Origin of the sequence: Ensifer sp. NM-2 (assembly GCF_003024455.1) — a bacterium.
Taxonomy (GTDB): domain Bacteria; phylum Pseudomonadota; class Alphaproteobacteria; order Rhizobiales; family Rhizobiaceae; genus Ensifer; species Ensifer canadensis.
The window spans coordinates 44,023-60,184 of record NZ_PVZR01000028.1; the positions used below are offsets into that span (position 1 = coordinate 44,023).

The 16,162-nt window shown below is 62.6% G+C and carries 13 protein-coding genes; 8 read left to right on the forward strand and 5 right to left on the reverse strand.

The annotated features are described in order from the left end of the window. Nucleotides 1-16: 16 nt before the first annotated feature. From yjfF to ytfQ, 4 genes are all read right to left on the reverse strand, one after another. Complete coding sequence (gene yjfF, locus C6558_RS33855) at nucleotides 17-985, reverse strand: galactofuranose ABC transporter, permease protein YjfF (protein ID WP_057213257.1); 969 nt, start codon at nucleotides 983-985, stop codon at nucleotides 17-19. Continuing rightward, nucleotides 982-2,007, reverse strand: coding sequence for an ABC transporter permease (locus C6558_RS33860; RefSeq protein WP_107028380.1), 1,026 nt, complete (start codon nucleotides 2,005-2,007; stop codon nucleotides 982-984). The genes yjfF and C6558_RS33860 overlap by 4 nt, the downstream gene beginning before the upstream one ends. After that, nucleotides 2,004-3,524, reverse strand: coding sequence for a galactofuranose ABC transporter, ATP-binding protein YtfR (gene ytfR / locus C6558_RS33865; RefSeq protein ID WP_084815073.1), 1,521 nt, complete (start codon nucleotides 3,522-3,524; stop codon nucleotides 2,004-2,006). The genes C6558_RS33860 and ytfR overlap by 4 nt, the downstream gene beginning before the upstream one ends. A 241-nt stretch (nucleotides 3,525-3,765) precedes the next feature. Beyond that, nucleotides 3,766-4,728 (reverse strand): galactofuranose ABC transporter, galactofuranose-binding protein YtfQ, encoded by a 963-nt coding sequence (ytfQ, locus tag C6558_RS33870; RefSeq protein WP_084815074.1) that lies wholly within the window; start codon nucleotides 4,726-4,728, stop codon nucleotides 3,766-3,768. Between the two features lie 349 nt (nucleotides 4,729-5,077). Here ytfQ and C6558_RS33880 point away from each other — a divergent pair, with 349 nt between their 5' ends. The 5 genes from C6558_RS33880 (at nucleotide 5,078) to C6558_RS33900 (ending at nucleotide 10,323) form a co-directional block, all read left to right on the forward strand. Further along, nucleotides 5,078-5,920, forward strand: coding sequence for an inositol monophosphatase (locus C6558_RS33880; RefSeq protein WP_107028381.1), 843 nt, complete (start codon nucleotides 5,078-5,080; stop codon nucleotides 5,918-5,920). An 80-nt stretch (nucleotides 5,921-6,000) separates the two neighbouring features. Beyond that, nucleotides 6,001-6,612: a dual specificity protein phosphatase gene (locus C6558_RS33885; protein ID WP_107028382.1), complete on the forward strand. Its 612-nt coding sequence runs from the start codon at nucleotides 6,001-6,003 to the stop codon at nucleotides 6,610-6,612. Continuing rightward, the gene (locus tag C6558_RS33890; RefSeq protein ID WP_084815075.1) at nucleotides 6,612-8,327 is read left to right on the forward strand and encodes a metallophosphoesterase; all 1,716 of its coding nucleotides are present in this window, start codon (nucleotides 6,612-6,614) and stop codon (nucleotides 8,325-8,327) included. Before C6558_RS33885 ends, C6558_RS33890 begins: the two co-directional genes overlap by 1 nt. 2 nt (nucleotides 8,328-8,329) lie before the next feature. After that, on the forward strand, nucleotides 8,330-8,626 hold the full coding sequence (locus C6558_RS33895; protein ID WP_057213248.1) for a MurR/RpiR family transcriptional regulator: 297 nt from the start codon (nucleotides 8,330-8,332) through the stop codon (nucleotides 8,624-8,626). A 53-nt stretch (nucleotides 8,627-8,679) separates the two neighbouring features. Then, on the forward strand, nucleotides 8,680-10,323 hold the full coding sequence (locus C6558_RS33900) for a Na/Pi cotransporter family protein (protein WP_084815076.1): 1,644 nt from the start codon (nucleotides 8,680-8,682) through the stop codon (nucleotides 10,321-10,323). A gap of 27 nt (nucleotides 10,324-10,350) precedes the next feature. Here the strand turns inward: C6558_RS33900 and C6558_RS33905 are convergent, their stop codons facing one another. After that, nucleotides 10,351-11,337, reverse strand: coding sequence for a LacI family DNA-binding transcriptional regulator (locus C6558_RS33905; protein WP_057206086.1), 987 nt, complete (start codon nucleotides 11,335-11,337; stop codon nucleotides 10,351-10,353). A 621-nt stretch (nucleotides 11,338-11,958) separates the two neighbouring features. On the opposite strand from C6558_RS33905, the gene C6558_RS33910 reads away from it, so the two are divergent. The 3 genes from C6558_RS33910 to C6558_RS33920 are packed head-to-tail and all read left to right on the forward strand — an operon-like array spanning nucleotide 11,959 to nucleotide 16,144. Further along, a complete protein-coding gene (locus C6558_RS33910) occupies nucleotides 11,959-13,812 on the forward strand; it encodes an iron ABC transporter permease (RefSeq protein ID WP_057224465.1) in 1,854 nt (617 codons plus the stop codon). After that, nucleotides 13,812-14,945, forward strand: coding sequence for an ABC transporter ATP-binding protein (locus tag C6558_RS33915; RefSeq protein ID WP_084815077.1), 1,134 nt, complete (start codon nucleotides 13,812-13,814; stop codon nucleotides 14,943-14,945). The genes C6558_RS33910 and C6558_RS33915 overlap by 1 nt, the downstream gene beginning before the upstream one ends. A gap of 59 nt (nucleotides 14,946-15,004) precedes the next feature. Further along, the gene (locus C6558_RS33920) at nucleotides 15,005-16,144 is read left to right on the forward strand and encodes an ABC transporter substrate-binding protein (RefSeq protein WP_082555530.1); all 1,140 of its coding nucleotides are present in this window, start codon (nucleotides 15,005-15,007) and stop codon (nucleotides 16,142-16,144) included. Nucleotides 16,145-16,162 lie beyond the last annotated feature (18 nt).

Below are 16,162 nucleotides of genomic sequence, written 5' to 3' on the forward strand. Positions count from 1 at the left end.
TGCACCCATGCCCTTCCTAGACGTGCCGCTGTTCGTTGCGGGACACGTATACGATGCCCTTCTGCATGAGGATGAAGACGAACAGCAACAGGCCGATCAGGATCTTCGTCCACCAGCTGGAAAGCGAGCCGTCGAAGGTGATGTAGGTCTGGATCAAGCCCTGGATGAGGATACCGATGAAGGTCCCGGCAACAAAGCCGGAGCCGCCGGTCAAAAGCGTGCCGCCGATCACCACCGCAGTGATCGCATCGAGTTCGACGCCGACGGCCGCAAGCGAGTAGCCGGCCGAGGTGTAAAGCGAGAACACGATGCCGGAAAGGCCCGCGAGCAAACCTGACAATGCGTAGATCATGATGGTGGTGCGTCCGACCGGTACGCCCATCAGCTTGGCGGTGGCGGTGCCGCCGCCGAGGGCATAGACGTCGGTGCCGAAGCGGGTGCGGTGGGCAATGAGGATGCCGATGGCAAAGACGAGCAGCATCAGCCCACCGATGAGCGTGATCCTGCCGCCGCCGGGAAGCTTGTAATAAAAACCCTTCAACGTGCTGTAGAACGGATGCTTGATGGCGATGGAATCGATCGACAGCACGAAGGCCATGCCGCGGGCCAGAAACATGCCGGCGAGCGTGACGATGAAGGCCGGCATCTCCAGATAGTGGATGATGGCGCCCATTACCGCTCCGAAGAACGTCGTGATCAACAGCACCATGGCGAAGACGGCGAGCGGATGGGCGCCGCTATTCTCCAGCACGACGGCCAGGAACACACCGGTGAAGGCGATCACCGAGCCGATCGAAAGGTCGATGCCGCCGGACAGGATCACGAAGGTCATGCCGACGGCGGCGATGCCGAGGAAGGCGTTGTCGGTCAGCAGGTTGCCGATGACCCGCGTCGACAGGATGTTGGGATACTGCGCCACGCAAAGCGCATAGCTCAAGACGAAGATGACGATGGTTGCGGTCAGCGGCAGGTATTTGGGTTTCATCGCGCTTGCCGCTCCGTCGGTTTTCTGCTGGCGCGCAGAAGCGCGACAAAGGTGAAGGCGTTTCGAACCGGTGGCGACTGCAGCACGAGAATGAAGACGATGATCGCCGCCTTGATGATCAGGTTGAATTCCGGCGGAAAGCCGGAAAGCAGGATGCCGGTGTTGATCGACTGGATGATGATGGCGCCGAGCACGGAGGCGGCGATGCTGAAGCGGCCGCCGAGAAGCGAGGTGCCGCCGATGACGACGGCAAGAATGGCGTCGAGTTCGAGCCAGAGCCCGGCATTGTTGGCGTCGGCGCCCTTGATGTCGGCGGCGGCGATAATGCCGGCAATCGCGGCACAAAGGCCTGATAGCATATAGGCAGCGATCAGCAGCACCGGCGTCAGCACACCGGATAGCGTGCTTGCCTGGCGGTTGACGCCGATCGCCTCGATCAGCATGCCAAGCGCCGTCTTTCGCACGATCAGCGCTACCAGGATGCCGAAGATCAGCCAGATGATCACGGGCAGGGGCAGCCAAGCGAATGAGCCGCTGCCAAGAAAAATCAGCCCCTCATCGTTGAAGGTGAGGATCGCGCCTTCGGTGACGAGCTGAGCGATGCCGCGCCCGGCGACCATCAGAACCAGCGTTGCGATGATGGGCTGGATATCGAGAATGGCGACGAGGATACCGTTCCAGAGACCGCAGAGAATGCCGGTGCCAAGGGTGATCAGAAGCGTCATCGCCAGCGAGTGGCCCGACGTGATCGACGAGGCGGCGACTGCCCCGCAGATCGCCATCACGGCGCCGACAGAAAGATCGATGCCCTTGGTGGCGATAACGACGGTCATGCCGATCGCGAGCAGAACCACAGGGGCGCCGCGGTTGAGGATGTCGATGAGACTGCCATAGAGGCGGCCGTTCTGGATTTCGAGGCGGAAGAAGCTCGGGAACACGAAGGATACCATCAGGAGAACGACCGCCAGCGCTATCAGCTGCGGTAGGAGCCTGATCGCATAGCCCCTAAGTATTGCTGTCATGCCGCTCCCCGTTCATTCGCCGATGCGATGGCCTCGATGATCTGGTCCGCCGTGATCCGATCGCCTTCGAGCGAGGCGACGTGCTGGCGGTCGCGCAGCACCACGATGCGCGTGCTGTAGGCAACGAGTTCCTCGATCTCCGACGATATGACCATCAGCGACATGCCTTTCTCGCGCAGACCCTCGATGAGCCGGACGATCTCGGCATGCGCGCCAACGTCGATGCCGCGCGTCGGCTCGTCGAGGATCAGGAATTCGGGTTCCGTTGCTAGCCAACGGGCAAGAATGGCTTTCTGCTGGTTGCCGCCGGAAAGCAGTCGGATCGGCTTTTCGCGATCGGCCGTGCGGATGTCGAGCGCCCTGATATAGTGGTCCGCCAGGCGGTTCTGCTCGGTACGGGAGATCGGACGGGTCCAGCCGCGTCGCGCCTGAAGGGCGAGCACGATGTTTTCGCGCACCGAGAGATCTCCGACGATGCCCGCGGTCTTGCGGTCCTCGGGGCAGAAGCCGAACCGTCGCGCGATCGCCTGGCGCGGCGACGATAGCTGGACGGTCTTGCCGTCGACTTCAGCCGTGCCGCTGTCGGCGCGATGGGCACCAAAGAGGATCTCGGCCGTCTCCGTGCGGCCGGAGCCGAGAAGCCCGGCAATGCCGACAACTTCGCCCGCCCTCACATCGAGGTCGAAGGGGGAGACGTGGCCCTTGCGGCCAAAATTGCGGAAGCGATAGCGCACCGATCCGGTGAGATCCGCTCCTTCGCGCGCAGAGCGGATTTCCGCTGCAAGCTCGCGGCCGATCATCATCGAAATCAGGTCGCGCCGCTCGAGTGACGCCGTGTCTCGGGTGCCAACCAGCTGGCCGTTGCGAAGCACAGTGATGCGGTCGGAGATTTCGTACACCTGTTCGAGGAAATGGGTGATGAAGACAATGCCGAGGCCACGCGCCTTCAGTCGCCGGATGATGCGAAACAGTATCTCGACTTCGTGGGCGTCGAGACTTGCCGTCGGCTCGTCGAGGATCAGCACCTTGCCGGAGAGATCGACGGCGCGGGCGATCGCGACGACCTGCTGTATGGCGACGGAATAGCTGTCGAGCGCGCGGGTGACGTCGAGGTCGAGCTCGTAGTTTTCAAGCAGTGCGCGCGCCTGACGGTTCATGGCGCGGACATCGACGAAACCCAACCGGCGCGGCTGTCGGCCGAGGAAAAGGTTTTCCGCTACCGTCAGGTTCGGCAGCAGGTTGACCTCCTGATAGACGGTGCCGATGCCGAGCTTCTGCGCATTGAACGTATCGCGCGGATCGATCTCGACGCCGTCGAGCAGGATCATGCCCCCGTCGCGCCGGTACGCGCCGGTGAGGCATTTGACCAGCGTCGACTTGCCGGCGCCGTTCTCGCCGAGAAGCGCATGGACCTCGCCTCTGCGCAAATGAAAGTCAACCTTGTCCAGGGCTCTCGCACCGGGAAAGACCTTGTCGATCCGGGTCGCCGAAAGCAGGTTGTCGCCGATGGTCTGCATGATCCCTCCCTGACTGGAACGCGGCGCACTCAGTCGAGCACGCCGCATTACTTCAGTGTTCCGAAAATCAGCATGCTTCACCTCGATCCTCGTGCTCGAGCGAAGCATGCCGACCGGACATCGAGCCCGCGGCGACAACGAGGCGGGCGAGCCCGTTCCGTCGTCCAACTCCGCAGTATCGATCGTCTGGCTTGTGACAACAGGCGCCGACGGTTCGCGTCGACGCCGGTCGCGCCTGGGATCAGTAACCGAGACCCTTCTTCGCTTCGTAGATCTTCATCGGATCGTCGGCCTGGGTGTAGAGCTTCGATTCCGTCTGGATCCACTTCGGCGGCTTTGTTCCGTCCTTCTGGAACGCGGCGAGCGCGTCGAAAGCGGGGCCTGCCATGTTCGGGGTCAGTTCGACGGTGGCGTTGGCTTCGCCCGCGGCCATCGCCTGGAAGATATCCGGCACGGCATCGATCGAAACGACGAGGATGTCGCTGCCCGGCTTCAGGCCGGCTTCCTTGATCGCCTGGATGGCGCCGACCGCCATATCGTCGTTGTGGGCGTAGAGCGCGCAGATATTCTTGCCGCCGTCTTCGGCCTTGAGGAAGCTTTCCATGACTTCCTTGCCCTTTGTGCGGGTGAAGTCGCCGGTCTGGCTGCGGACGATCTTCAGGTTGTCGTGGCCGGAAAGCGCCTGCTCGAAGCCCTTCTTGCGATCGATCGCCGGTGAAGACCCTGTCGTGCCCTGGAGTTCGACGATGTTGCACGGCTTGCCGGCAACCGTGTCGGTAAGCCATTTGCCGGCGACATTGCCTTCATGCACGAGGTCAGACGTGACGGCGGTCATGTACAGCTCGTCGGACGCATCGACGGTTCGGTCGAGCAGGATGACGGGGATTTCCGCGTCCTTGGCTTCCTCGAGAACCTCGTCCCAACCGGTGGCGACGACGGGGGCAAGCAGGATGGCGTTGACACCCTGGGCGATGAACGAGCGTAGCGCCTTGATCTGGTTTTCCTGTTTCTGCTGGGCATCGGCGAATTTCAGGTCGATGCCGCGCTCTTCAGCCTGCTGCTTCGTCAGCGTCGTCTCTGCAGCGCGCCAGCCGGACTCCGAGCCGATCTGCGAAAAACCGACAACGAGATCTGCGGCAGATGCGCTGCCAAACGTGCAGGCAGCAAGGATCGTTGCACTCGCGAGTGCTTTGGCGAATTTCATGATTTCCTCCCAAAGAAAGCTGCTCTCCTCGCAGCAGTTTCAAAAAATCATATAATAATACTTTTGTAAACTCACCTTTGAGGACAAGCGCCGAGGGCGCGCATCGGATGCGCCTCGCCGGCATCGTTCCGGGCCGTGCGACGCGGCGGCTCGCTTCCGGCTCGCATTCGCCGCACGGTCAAGAGGATCGAAGACAGCCGCCGATATCGCCTGCATCCCGCCTGCATTGTTCGAAACCGTTCGTTGGCGGCGAGCAGGGCATTCGTCGCACGAGCTGGTCCAGAATGAGGCTTGTCACCATTGAACGCGTGTGCAAAGATGCTCGCGTGTGCAAAGGAGTCGTGCCCGAATGAACCTGGAAAGACCATTCTATTCGAACGATCTTGAGGGTCGGGCGAGCCTTTGCCGAGACATTATCCTGTCGGCCGGAGCGCTTGTGCTCCGTGGCTTTGAAGACAGCGCGACGCGCGCCTTCTCGATGAAGGGGCCGCAGGACTTTCTGACCGAGACGGATGCCGCCTCCGAGGCGCATATCCGCAAGGCGATCGCCGAGCACTTTCCTGACGACGCCTTCTTCGGCGAGGAGGGCGGCGGATCGATCAGTAATCGTCTCTGGGTGGTCGATCCGGTCGACGGCACCGCCAATTTTGCCCGCAGCATCCCGCATTTCTGCATCTCGATCGCCTATATCGAGGATGGTCGGGCGGAGATCGGCGCCATCTACAATCCCGCACTGGATGAGCTCTACTTCGCCCGGCGCGGTTCAGGCGCGACCCGCAACGGTCAGCCGATCGCCGTCGCCGCCACCACGGCGTTTGAGACGGCGTCGGTGGAAATGGGCTGGTCCGGCCGCGTGTCGAACGAGATTTATCTCGAAACGATCCGCGATCTGCTGGCGCTCGGCACCAATGTCCGCAGGGCAGGCTCGGGCGCGCTGGCGCTTGCCTATGTCGCTGACGGTCGTTCGGATGCCTATATCGAACTGCACATGAACTCCTGGGACTGCGTGGCGGGATTGCTGCTTGTCGCCGAGGCCGGCGGTGATGTCTGTCCCTTCATGGAGATCGGTAGCCTTCGCGGCGGCGGGCCGGTTCTGGCATCCGCGCCAGGCATCGCCGGTGGGATAAGCCGGGCATCGCGGATACCGATCGCCTCGGCAGGCGACGTCGTTGCCGAACTGCAGCTCGCCTGAGCGGCTCTGCCAAGGGCGCCGACAATGCGAATTCTGGGTGGCATGCCTTTCGGCGTCGCCCGATCTGGAAAGGAAACGGCATGGATGCACCTGTTTATGCGCGCCCGGCGATCAGTCTGATCGCAAGCGGGATCGGTCCGCACAAATCCGATCTCTATATCGGCGGCAGCGACGGCGCACGCGATCTCGAATTGCTGAAGCACCACGGCATTTCGGTGGTGGTCAACTGCGCGATCAATCTCGATATCAACTGGGTGCGCGAGAGGGAGGCTGACGATGGTGGCGATCTGCGGCCGAGCGGCTATGCCGACATTCGCTACTACAAGCTCGGCCTGATCGACGGCGAAGGCAGTCCGGATACGATGATGCTCGGCGCCTACTACATCCTGGACGGAGCATTGCGCCAGGCGATGCCGAAGCGCGAAACCTATCCCTTCGCCGATGGCGGCAATGTGCTGGTCAACTGCCGCGGCGGACGCAGCCGATCCGTCTCGCTCGTGGCCCTGTTCCTGCACAAACAGCAGCCGGAGCTTTTCCCGACGCTTGACGCCGCGGTCGCCCACATTCGTGAACACCGCGAACTGCGTCCCGACGAGTGGTTCGAGACACCGAAGCCGATGCTTTACGAGGCGGCACGCCGGGCGTCTGAATGGATCGACATGATCGCCGGCAAGACATCCGGGCGGGACTGATGTTGAAGCGCAGCCAAGCCAGTATCGCCGTCATCGCCGACGCGCATTTCCACGATCTCGAAGGCGATTTCGATTTCCCCGGCATGAGCATCGACGGGCAGCGGATGATGGTTCGCAGCTGGGCCGAAACGCGGCAGTCGACCCGTGTTTTTAACGAGAGCGCCAAGGCACTTTCAGTGGCATTGGACGAGGTGCGGGATCGGGGCATCCGGCACGTCGTCCTGCTCGGTGATTACACCGATGACGGTCAGCGGCAGACGACCGCAAGCCTGCGCCGGATCCTCGACCGGCACGCCAACGCATACGGCACCGCCTTCTATGCCCTTCCCGGCAATCACGACATTTTCGGTCCGACGGGGCGCCACCACACCAAGGAGTTCCTCGACCAGGATGGCGCCAGCGTCTGGGTGACCAGCGATCCTGCGTCGACGGCGGCGGGCGCGATCGTCACTCCGCGCATGTATTGCGAGGGATATCCCACCGGCCTCGGCCCGATGGCTGCCTGCGGCTATTTCCGCAAGCCGGAATATCTCCATTGGGAGACGCCGTTCGGCCTGTCCGACGATATCGAAAGTCGGCGTTACGAGGTGGTTTCGCCGGATGGAAGCAACCGATATTCGTTGATGGATGCCTCCTATCTGGTCGAGCCGGAACCGGGAATCTGGCTGTTGATGATCGACGCCAATGTGTTCGAGCCACGGGATGGCACGTTCGTAGGCGGCGAGGAAGCAGCCTTTGTCGACAGCACCGCCGCCGGCTGGAACGCCATGCTGCGCCTGAAACCCTTCATCGTCTCGTGGATCACAGACGTCTGCGCGCGGGCAGAGGCGCTGGGCAAGACCGTGCTCGCCTTCTCGCATTACCCGGCGCTCGATCCATTCGACGGCGCGACCGGTGCCGAGCGAGTGCTCTTCGGGGAAACCAACATCGCCCGCCGCACGCCGCGCCAAGCTGTCACCGATGCCTTGCTGGGCGCCGGGCTGACCGTGCATTTCAGCGGCCACCTTCATGTCGAGGGTGTAACGCGACGCACCCGCGGCGAGCGCCAGTTGACCAATGTGGCAGTGCCCTCGCTCGTCGCCTATCCTCCAGCCTTCAAGATCATTCAGACGGTGAACGGCGGTATTGTCGTCGATACCGTCGAGCTGTCGGCGAAGACGGTGGATCCGCGTCTGGCGCAGGCCTATCGCCGCGAGACGGAGCGGCTAGGGGAGACGGACGATGCCGCCTTCAATGCCGAGGATTACGGCGCTTTCCTGCGGGCTCATAAGCTGGCTTTGGTTCGCCACCGCTATTTTCCCAAGGAGTGGCCGCAGGATGTGGTGAGCCGCGTCTCGGGCGCCACGCTCTCAGGTATCTGCGCGGAACTTCTTGATGCCGACGTGGTGGTGCAAGCATTGCACGCGCTTGCAAAAAAGTCCGGATTTTCGGCCGAACAAGTTGCTGCCTGCCGCATGATCGATGTCATCGCCGACTGGTACTGCCTGCGCCAGGCGGGTCACTTGGCGCTGCCTGCGATATCGCCCGAGCGGCTGCGTCTTTACCGCGCCCTTTCCGAGCGCTTCGGCCGAGAGCCGGATGAGGGGTGGGACCGCTCTGTCGCCGGTTTCCTGTCGATCTTCCTGGGCGCGTTTGCCGCCTTTCTCGACCGAGCGGAAGTGGGTGCGCGGCAGATCGAGATCACCTTGCAGCGAGAAGCGAAGGAGGTTGTTTGACCATGGACCAGCAGTCTTTTGTATTACCCGGTCGAGGGGTGAAACCGCCGGCAAGCGTCCCGGAGTTGAAGGAGGCGTTTCGCCTCGGTGCCCGCGGGCTCAAGGGCGGGCGGCTCGAAGTCGCGAAGTTCGCGCTATCCCATCCCTATGACATCGCCTTTGCGAGCGCACGGGAAGTGGCTGAGCGGGCCGGCGTTTCGACCACCACGGTCATGCGGCTGATCAGCGATCTGGGCTTTGAGAAATACGCCGCATTCCAACAGTTGTTCCGCGAGGAACTGCGCCGCGGCAGACAATGAAACTGGGCTTCGAGCAGTAACGAACCGAAGGACCGTCCGACCGGAGTGCACCCATGGAATCGGCCATCGTCAGCATCAATCTCGTTGGCGCCGTGGCGCTGCTGCTGTTCGGGCTTTCGCAGGTCAAGGATGGCGTGCAGCGCGCCTTCGGCGCCCGGCTGAAGGCCGGCTTGGCCGCCGGCACGCGCGACGGTTTGCGATCCTTCCTCGCCGGACTGGTTGCGACGATCGCACTGCAAAGCTCGACTGCGACGGCACTGATGATCGCATCCTTCGCCGAACGCAATCTCGTTGCGCCGCGCATGGCGCAGATCGTGCTTCTGGGCGCCAATGTCGGAACGGCGATGACGGCGTGGATCGTGTCGATTGGCATCGGCTGGCTCTCACCGCTGCTGATCCTCGTCGGCGTCATCCTTTCACGGGGAACGTCGAATGGGCGAAAAGGCGGTGGCGCCGCCCTTGTCGGCGTCGGGCTCATGCTGTTGTCGCTGCATCTGATCGGTCTTGCGACGGAACCGGTGCGCACATCTGCGGCGCTCTCGGCCTTTTTGGCGATGCTCGACAATGCCTGGCCGGTCGCACTCATTTTCGCGGCCATGCTGGCGATCCTGGCATCCTCGAGCCTCGCCATCGTCGTCCTCATCCTGTCGCTCGCGGCAACGGGCGGCATTTCGACCGGGCTGATCATCGTCCTGGTCCTCGGTGCCAATCTCGGCGGCGCCGTGCCGCCGGTCCTGGCGACGCTGCATGCGCCGATCAGCGCGAGACGCGTGACGATCGGTAATCTCATCGTGCGCGCCATCGGCTGCTTGGTGGCGCTGCCGCTTGCCGGCTATTCGGCACAGTTGCTCGATATCCTGCCGCTGTCGCATGACAAGCTGCCTGTGGATGCGCATCTCGTCTTCAATCTGGCGCTGGCGGTGCTTGCATGGCCGCTGTCGCGACCGCTCGCCCGGATGACCGCGCGGCTGTTGCCGGAGCCGAAGCAGACGCCGGACGCGCCGAGCTATCTCGACGAGGACAAGCTTTCGATGCCGGTGGCAGCCCTTGCCGGCGCCAGCCGCGAAGTCCTAAGCGTCGGAGATCTGATCGAAAGCATGCTGGCGCAGGCAAGCGATGCGCTGCAGCATGCGGATCCTGCGAAGCTCGCGGGCATCAGCACGCTCGAAGGCCGGGTCGATCGGCTGCAGCATCAGATCAAGGTCTATGTCTCGCGCCTTGGTCATGCGGATATCGGCGAAGACAACCGCCGGCGAGCAATGGATGTCGTCGACTACGCTATCAATCTCGAACATATCGGCGATATCATCGAGAAGGGCCTGCTGGCCGAACTCGCAAAGAAGATTGCGTTGGGCCTGACCTTTTCGAGGGATGGCCACGAGGAGCTGACACGGCTGTTTGCGATCACGCTCGACAACCTGCGCATGGCGCAGACGGTGTTTGCCACCCGCGATGCGGCTTTGGCGCGGCGGCTGGTGGAGGTCAAGGAAGACGTCCGTCGCCTTGAGCGCCAATCGGCCGAGCGGCACCTGCAGCGCCTGCGCGAGGGGCGGGCGGAAAGCATCGAAACCAGTTCGCTGCACCTCGATATGCTGCGCGACCTCAAACGCATCAACGCCCATATCGCATCGGTCGCGCACCCGATCCTCGACGACAGCGGCCTGTTGATCGAAAGCCGCATCCGACAGGCCGGCTGATTTCGAGAGGCGCGCCTGGAGGAGGGACTAACGCACCGTCTTGCGCTCGATCATCGACACGGGCACCACCTGCAGCCGGGTCGCGGGCTCATCGGTTTCGAGCGCCGTCAGGACGTTCGCGGTCAATGTCGATAGAGACTGCTCGATGGTGGTCAGCTCATAGCTCTTCCAGCTCGCCTGGGGAATATCGTCGAAGCCAACGACAGACACATCCTGCGGCACACGGCGATGCATTTCGATGCGAGCGGCATCGAGGAAACCCAGCGCCAGCAGATCAGTGACGCAAAATGCTCCGTCAATCCGCTTGTCGCGCAAGAGGTCACAACCGGCCTGATAGCCGCTTTCGTAGCTCGTCGGCCCGTCCGACCAGGCGACCACCTCGATCCCGGCGGTCTGCATCCGCTGCGTAAACGCAGTCGCTCGCCGAACCTGTGCCGGCGTCTGGCTGGCACTGGAGACGACCGCAACCTTCTTGCATTTGGCCGCGATCAACCGGAGTGCGGCCAGGTCCGCCCCGTGCGAATCGTCACTCAGCACCATGTTGGTATCGGTGCGATCGAGCCGTTGATTGACCAGGATCAGCCGGACGCCATTGGCGATACACTCATCGACGATCGAGGACGGCGGCTCGCCCGAAAGCACGACGATCGCCTGGGCGCGGAATTCAAACAGCAGCTCGATCAGCGGCGCGATATCCTTGCGCGCATCGGCGGCGTTCAACAGCAGGCACTGGAGCCCGCGCCGGAGCAGGCCGATGCTCAAGAGATCGAGCTGCTTGGAAATGAAGGGCGCACTGAGGTTGGTGCCCACGACGCCGATCAGGTTCGAGCGGTCGTTGTTCAGCCCCTGGGCCAGCCGATTTACTCGATAGCCGAGTTCGCGCGCCGCCTTCAGTACCTTGCGCCGGACAGGCTGCGAGACGCTGGCACCCGGCGTGAACGTGCGCGAGACGGCCGAGCGTGAAACACCCGCGCGTTTTGCGACCTCCTCGGCCGTGACGAACCCTCGTGCCATGGTTTCCCCCAAAGAATCAGCTCGCGGCTATCTGGGCCACAAATGCCGGTTCATTCCAACGAAAAAGTATCCTTTGGCTCTGCAGGTGATTGGCCTGAGTGCTGCGCGCCCGCCGGAAATCCGGCTGTTTTAGTTCGCCATTCCCTATGCGGCCGGAGCGTCTTCGCTGGCCAGTCGCGAGGCAATGACCACGTGTTCGAAAAAAGCGGATCCATCTGAGAAAAATATGCAATAAAATCAAAGCGATAAATCGTTGCGCACGTGTGCATTTTTTTGTTGACAAGCGCGACCTCTCAATGGATCATGCATTCCATAGGCGGTGACGAAATGGAATTTTTGTTCCGTCTATGTTCGTGATGATGGCGCCGGCTTCTGAGGAGTGGCCGGATGCCGTCGGGCCCGATCCGGACAGGATCGTTGATCGGGGTCGGTCGCGAACAGGGAGGATTGGATCGATGACGAGATATCGCGTTCTCGCGGCGGGTTGCCTTGCTCGACATGGAGCAGGGGCGGCTGCCTGCGCGGCTTTCCCTGATCTCCCCGTTCGCATGTTTGCTCGTCCGCAAGGCGCCGGCGCATAGCCGGATCGTGTTGCGAGGCGAGGTCTCAAGGGGAAAGAGCATGGCTTTTCTAAGTGATTCAGCGAAGGCGCCTCGGGCCGCGGGCGGTGAGGCCGCTGTGCCTTCGGCCTGGCAGGTCTGGCGATACCGGTTGAAGGTCGCCTCCCGTGAGCCGACGACATTGATCGGGGTTCTGACGGCACTGCTCTTTACCTATCTGATCGTCGTGCCGATCATCTCCATCGTGCTTGATGCCGTGCAGGTGCAATTCGGGCACGAGCGACGGCTCGGCAAGGATTTTGGCGACCTGACGCTCTATTATCTCGACCGGACGTTCACCTCGCCTGTCTCCGTCGATCTCTTCTGGCGGCCGCTGTTCAATACGCTGTCGGTTGCTGTCGGTGCGATCCTGTTGTCGCTATTGATCGGGACCGTTCTCGCCTGGCTGATCAGCCGCACCGACATGTTCGGAAGGCGCTGGTTCGCGACCGCCCTGATCGTGCCTTACATGCTGCCTGCATGGACGTTCGCGCTCGCCTGGACCACGCTGTTCAAGAACCGCACTGTCGGCGGCCAGCCCGGCTGGTTCGAGGCTCTCGGCTGGACGCCGCCGGACTGGGTCGCCTATGGCCGTTTTCCGATCACCATCATTCTCGCCCTGCACTATACGCCTTTCGTCATTCTGCTGTTCGGCTCGGCGCTTAGGCGCTTCGATTCCCAGCTGGAGGATTCCGCCCGCATCCTCGGCGCCAAGCGCTACCAGGTGGCAATGCAGATCATCCTGCCGCTGATGCGCCCGGCGCTGATGTCGTCGATGATCCTGATCTTCGCAAAGTGCCTCGGCGAATTCGGCGTGCCCTATGTGCTCGGCCTGCCCGTCAAGTTCGAGGTGCTCTCCACCTCGCTCTTCCGCAGCATCGCCTCGCGCCAGACGGGTGTCGCCGGTGTCGTCGCCGCCTCCATCATGCTGATTGGCATCATCACCCTGATGATCGACGCGCGGCTGGTGCGTGAAGCGCGCCGCTTCGTCACCATCGGCTCCAAGGGCTCGATGAACCGGCAAAGCCGCCTCGGCAAGCTCAGGCTTCCGGCAACGGGTTTCGCCGCGACGATCTTCATGCTGAGCGTCGGTCTGCCTCTGCTGACCCTGTTCCTGTCGACGGTCATGAAGCTGCCGGCACAGTTCACCCTCGACAACTTCACGCTCGACTACTGGATCGGCCGAGACCTTCATACCGTAGCGCTGCAGACCGGCGTGCTCCTGAGCCCCGATCTCTGGGCGGCCGCCAAGAACACGCTGATGATCGTCGGCCTCGCCTCGATCGCCTCGGGCATTCTCGGCCTGCTCGTCGGTTATGTCGTCATCCGCACGCCGGTCAGAGCCCTGTCTGTCTATCTGCGCCAGGTGACGTTCCTGCCCTATCTGGTGCCGGGCATTGCCTTTGCTGCCGCCTATCTCTCGCTCTTTGCGGTTCCGAGAGGCCCGATGCCGGCACTTTACGGCACCGTCACCATCCTGGTGCTGGCGCTGATGGCAGACCAGATGCCCTACGCCTCGCGCGCCGGGATCTCGGCCATGACCCAGCTCGGCAAGGATCCGGAAGAGGCGGCCCAGATCGCCGGTGCCGGCTGGTTCCGCCGCATGATGTCGATCGTCATCCCGATCCAGAAGGGCTCGCTCGTCACCGGTGTGCTGCTGCCGTTCATCTCCGGCATCAAGGGCCTCAGCCTGTTCGTCATCCTCGCCGTGCCCAGCACCGACGTTCTCACGACCTATTCGCTGCGGCTCGTCGACTACCACTACACCCAGGCGGCAAACGCGGTCGTGCTGATCATCGCCGCCATCGCCTATCTCGGAACTCTGGCAGCCCAGAAGCTGACCAAGACCAATCTTGCAGAAGGACTCGGAAGCTGATGCCCACTATCAATCTGCGCGGCGCCCAGAAGAATTATGGCGTCAATTCCGCCAATGCCGTCTCCAACCTCGATCTGGAAATCCGCGACGGCGAGTTCATGTGCCTGCTCGGCCCATCGGGGTGCGGCAAGACGACGACATTGCGGATGATCGCGGGGCTGGAAAACCTGTCGGGCGGCGAGATCCGCATCGGTGACCGGGTGGTCGATTCGATCTTTGACGGCGTCTTCGTGCCACCGGAAAAGCGCGAAATGGGCCTGGTGTTTCAGAGCTACGCGCTCTGGCCGCATCTGACCATAGAGCGCAACACCGACTTTGGTCTGCGGCTGCGCAAGCTGCCGAGGGCGGAACGCGAGGCCCGTGTCGAAAAGGTCATGCAGGCGCTCGACATCGCCAAGTACCGCGACCGCTATCCGTCGCAGCTTTCGGGTGGCCAGCAGCAGCGCGTGGCACTTGCCCGCATGCTCGCGGTCAATCCCGGCGTGCTGCTTCTCGACGAGCCGCTGTCGAACCTTGATGCGCGGCTGCGGCTCGAAATGCGCGCCGAACTCAAGCGCCTGCACAAGGAATTCAAGACGACGATCGTCTTCGTCACCCACGACCAGTGGGAAGCGATGACGCTGGCAACGACGATCGCCGTCATGAACGAAGGCACGCTGCAGCAGATGGGCACGCCGAACGACATCTATGACCGCCCGGCCAACCGCTTTGTCGCCGAATTCGTCGGCAGCCCGCCGATCAACATCCTGTCCTTCGACAAGAAAGGTACGTCCGACGTCGCCAAGGAGGCGGAAGCTTACCTGGCGAGCCGTTATCCGAGCCTGCGCGGCATCGGCTCCGTCGGCATCCGCCCGGAAGCGCTGAGCTATGCCACGAAGAAGGAGGACATTCCGCAGGGCAGCTTCAGCGGCAAGATGGTGGTCACCGGCATACTGCCGACCGGCGGCAGCTGGATCCTGGAGCTGAAGAGCGACAGCCACACGCTGTTCCTGACGACGCACGCGCTGCCGCGACTGGAACTGGGCGAAAAGGTCCGCTTCTTTGCGCCGCCGGAGGCGCTGCACGTTTTCGACAAGGACGGCCAGCGCATTGCCGAAGCCGACAAGCTGCTGCGCAACGCGAAGCTCAACTGACGATATCACTGATCGCGTCAACCGAAAGACGAACACCGCTTACTGAGGAGGAGCAGTCGATGCATTTTCGGAAAAATGGAAGGGCAGACTATAAAAGGCGCTGCCTGTTGTGGACCACGGGATTTGCCTGGCTTTTGACCGGGCAGGCGATGGCTGAGGACGCCTTCGACCTCAACGCCCTCATCGAGGCGGCCAAGAAGGAAGCGCCGATTACAGTCTATGACAGCACCGGCAAGATCGTCGAGATGGCCAAGGCCTTTTCGACCAAGTACGGCGTCGCCGCCGAAGGCTCCAAGGTCAAGGCGACGGCGCAGTTGGAAATGATCATCCGCGAGGCGCGCGCCAACAATATCCAGGGCGACGTCTCGATCATCAGCGATGCACCGGCAGCGATGGCGCAGCTGATCCCGCAGGGCTTTGCCGAGAGCTGGCTGCCGCCGGACATGGCGTCGAAGATCCCGCAGCAGTACCAGAGCCCGCTGACGGTCGTGACCAGCGCGAACGTCTGGGCCTACAACACCGAGCTTTACGACAAGTGCCCGGTGACCAACATCTGGCAGCTGACCGGCCCGGAGTGGAAGGGCAAGGTCGCCATGCAGGACCCGCTCGGCAAGGCGTCCTATGTCGACTGGTTCAACCAGATGGCAAAGCACGGCGACGACAAGGTCGCCGCCGCCTACAAGGAGCTCTACGGCAAGGACCTGGAACTCGACGATGGCAGCGCGACGGCGGCCTGGGTGAAGGCGCTTGCCGCCAACGCGCCGCTGCTGACCGATGCCGACGCCGCGGCAGCCGATGCCGTCGGAGCGCCGGGCCAGTCGCAGCCGTTCATGGGCCTGATGAGTTCGGCAAAGTTCCGCGACAATGCGGAGAAGGGCATGAAGCTCGGGCTCTGCACGGATCTGAAGCCATGGCTCGGGTGGATGTATCCGGGCGTCGGCCTGATCACCAAGGGCACCAACAGCCCGAACGCCGCCAAGCTCTTCATCCACTACGTCATGACGGAGGAAGGCATCGCGCCGCAGGCGGTCGATGGCAAGATGTCGACCAATACCGATGTGGCACTTCCGGCTGACGAACCCTCGGGCATCGGCAAGGTTCTCGACCAGGTTCTGCCCTACCAGATGGACACGAGCCTCGACGACTGGGATGCGCGCGAAACCTGGCAGGATTTCTGGCGGGTGAACTACCAGAAGTGATGGCTCAGCCGGGAGAGT

Excerpts from the sequence above, each read along its gene's own strand:
- yjfF (WP_057213257.1), bottom strand. The coding sequence starts at position 985 with ATGAAACCCAAATACCTGCCGCTGACCGCAACCATCGTCATCTTCGTC.
- C6558_RS33860 (WP_107028380.1), bottom strand. The coding sequence starts at position 2,007 with ATGACAGCAATACTTAGGGGCTATGCGATCAGGCTCCTACCGCAGCTG.
- ytfR (WP_084815073.1), bottom strand. The coding sequence starts at position 3,524 with ATGCAGACCATCGGCGACAACCTGCTTTCGGCGACCCGGATCGACAAG.
- ytfQ (WP_084815074.1), bottom strand. The coding sequence starts at position 4,728 with ATGAAATTCGCCAAAGCACTCGCGAGTGCAACGATCCTTGCTGCCTGC.
- C6558_RS33880 (WP_107028381.1), top strand. The coding sequence starts at position 5,078 with ATGAACCTGGAAAGACCATTCTATTCGAACGATCTTGAGGGTCGGGCG.
- C6558_RS33885 (WP_107028382.1), top strand. The coding sequence starts at position 6,001 with ATGGATGCACCTGTTTATGCGCGCCCGGCGATCAGTCTGATCGCAAGC.
- C6558_RS33890 (WP_084815075.1), top strand. The coding sequence starts at position 6,612 with ATGTTGAAGCGCAGCCAAGCCAGTATCGCCGTCATCGCCGACGCGCAT.
- C6558_RS33895 (WP_057213248.1), top strand. The coding sequence starts at position 8,330 with ATGGACCAGCAGTCTTTTGTATTACCCGGTCGAGGGGTGAAACCGCCG.
- C6558_RS33900 (WP_084815076.1), top strand. The coding sequence starts at position 8,680 with ATGGAATCGGCCATCGTCAGCATCAATCTCGTTGGCGCCGTGGCGCTG.
- C6558_RS33905 (WP_057206086.1), bottom strand. The coding sequence starts at position 11,337 with ATGGCACGAGGGTTCGTCACGGCCGAGGAGGTCGCAAAACGCGCGGGT.
- C6558_RS33910 (WP_057224465.1), top strand. The coding sequence starts at position 11,959 with ATGGCTTTTCTAAGTGATTCAGCGAAGGCGCCTCGGGCCGCGGGCGGT.
- C6558_RS33915 (WP_084815077.1), top strand. The coding sequence starts at position 13,812 with ATGCCCACTATCAATCTGCGCGGCGCCCAGAAGAATTATGGCGTCAAT.
- C6558_RS33920 (WP_082555530.1), top strand. The coding sequence starts at position 15,005 with ATGCATTTTCGGAAAAATGGAAGGGCAGACTATAAAAGGCGCTGCCTG.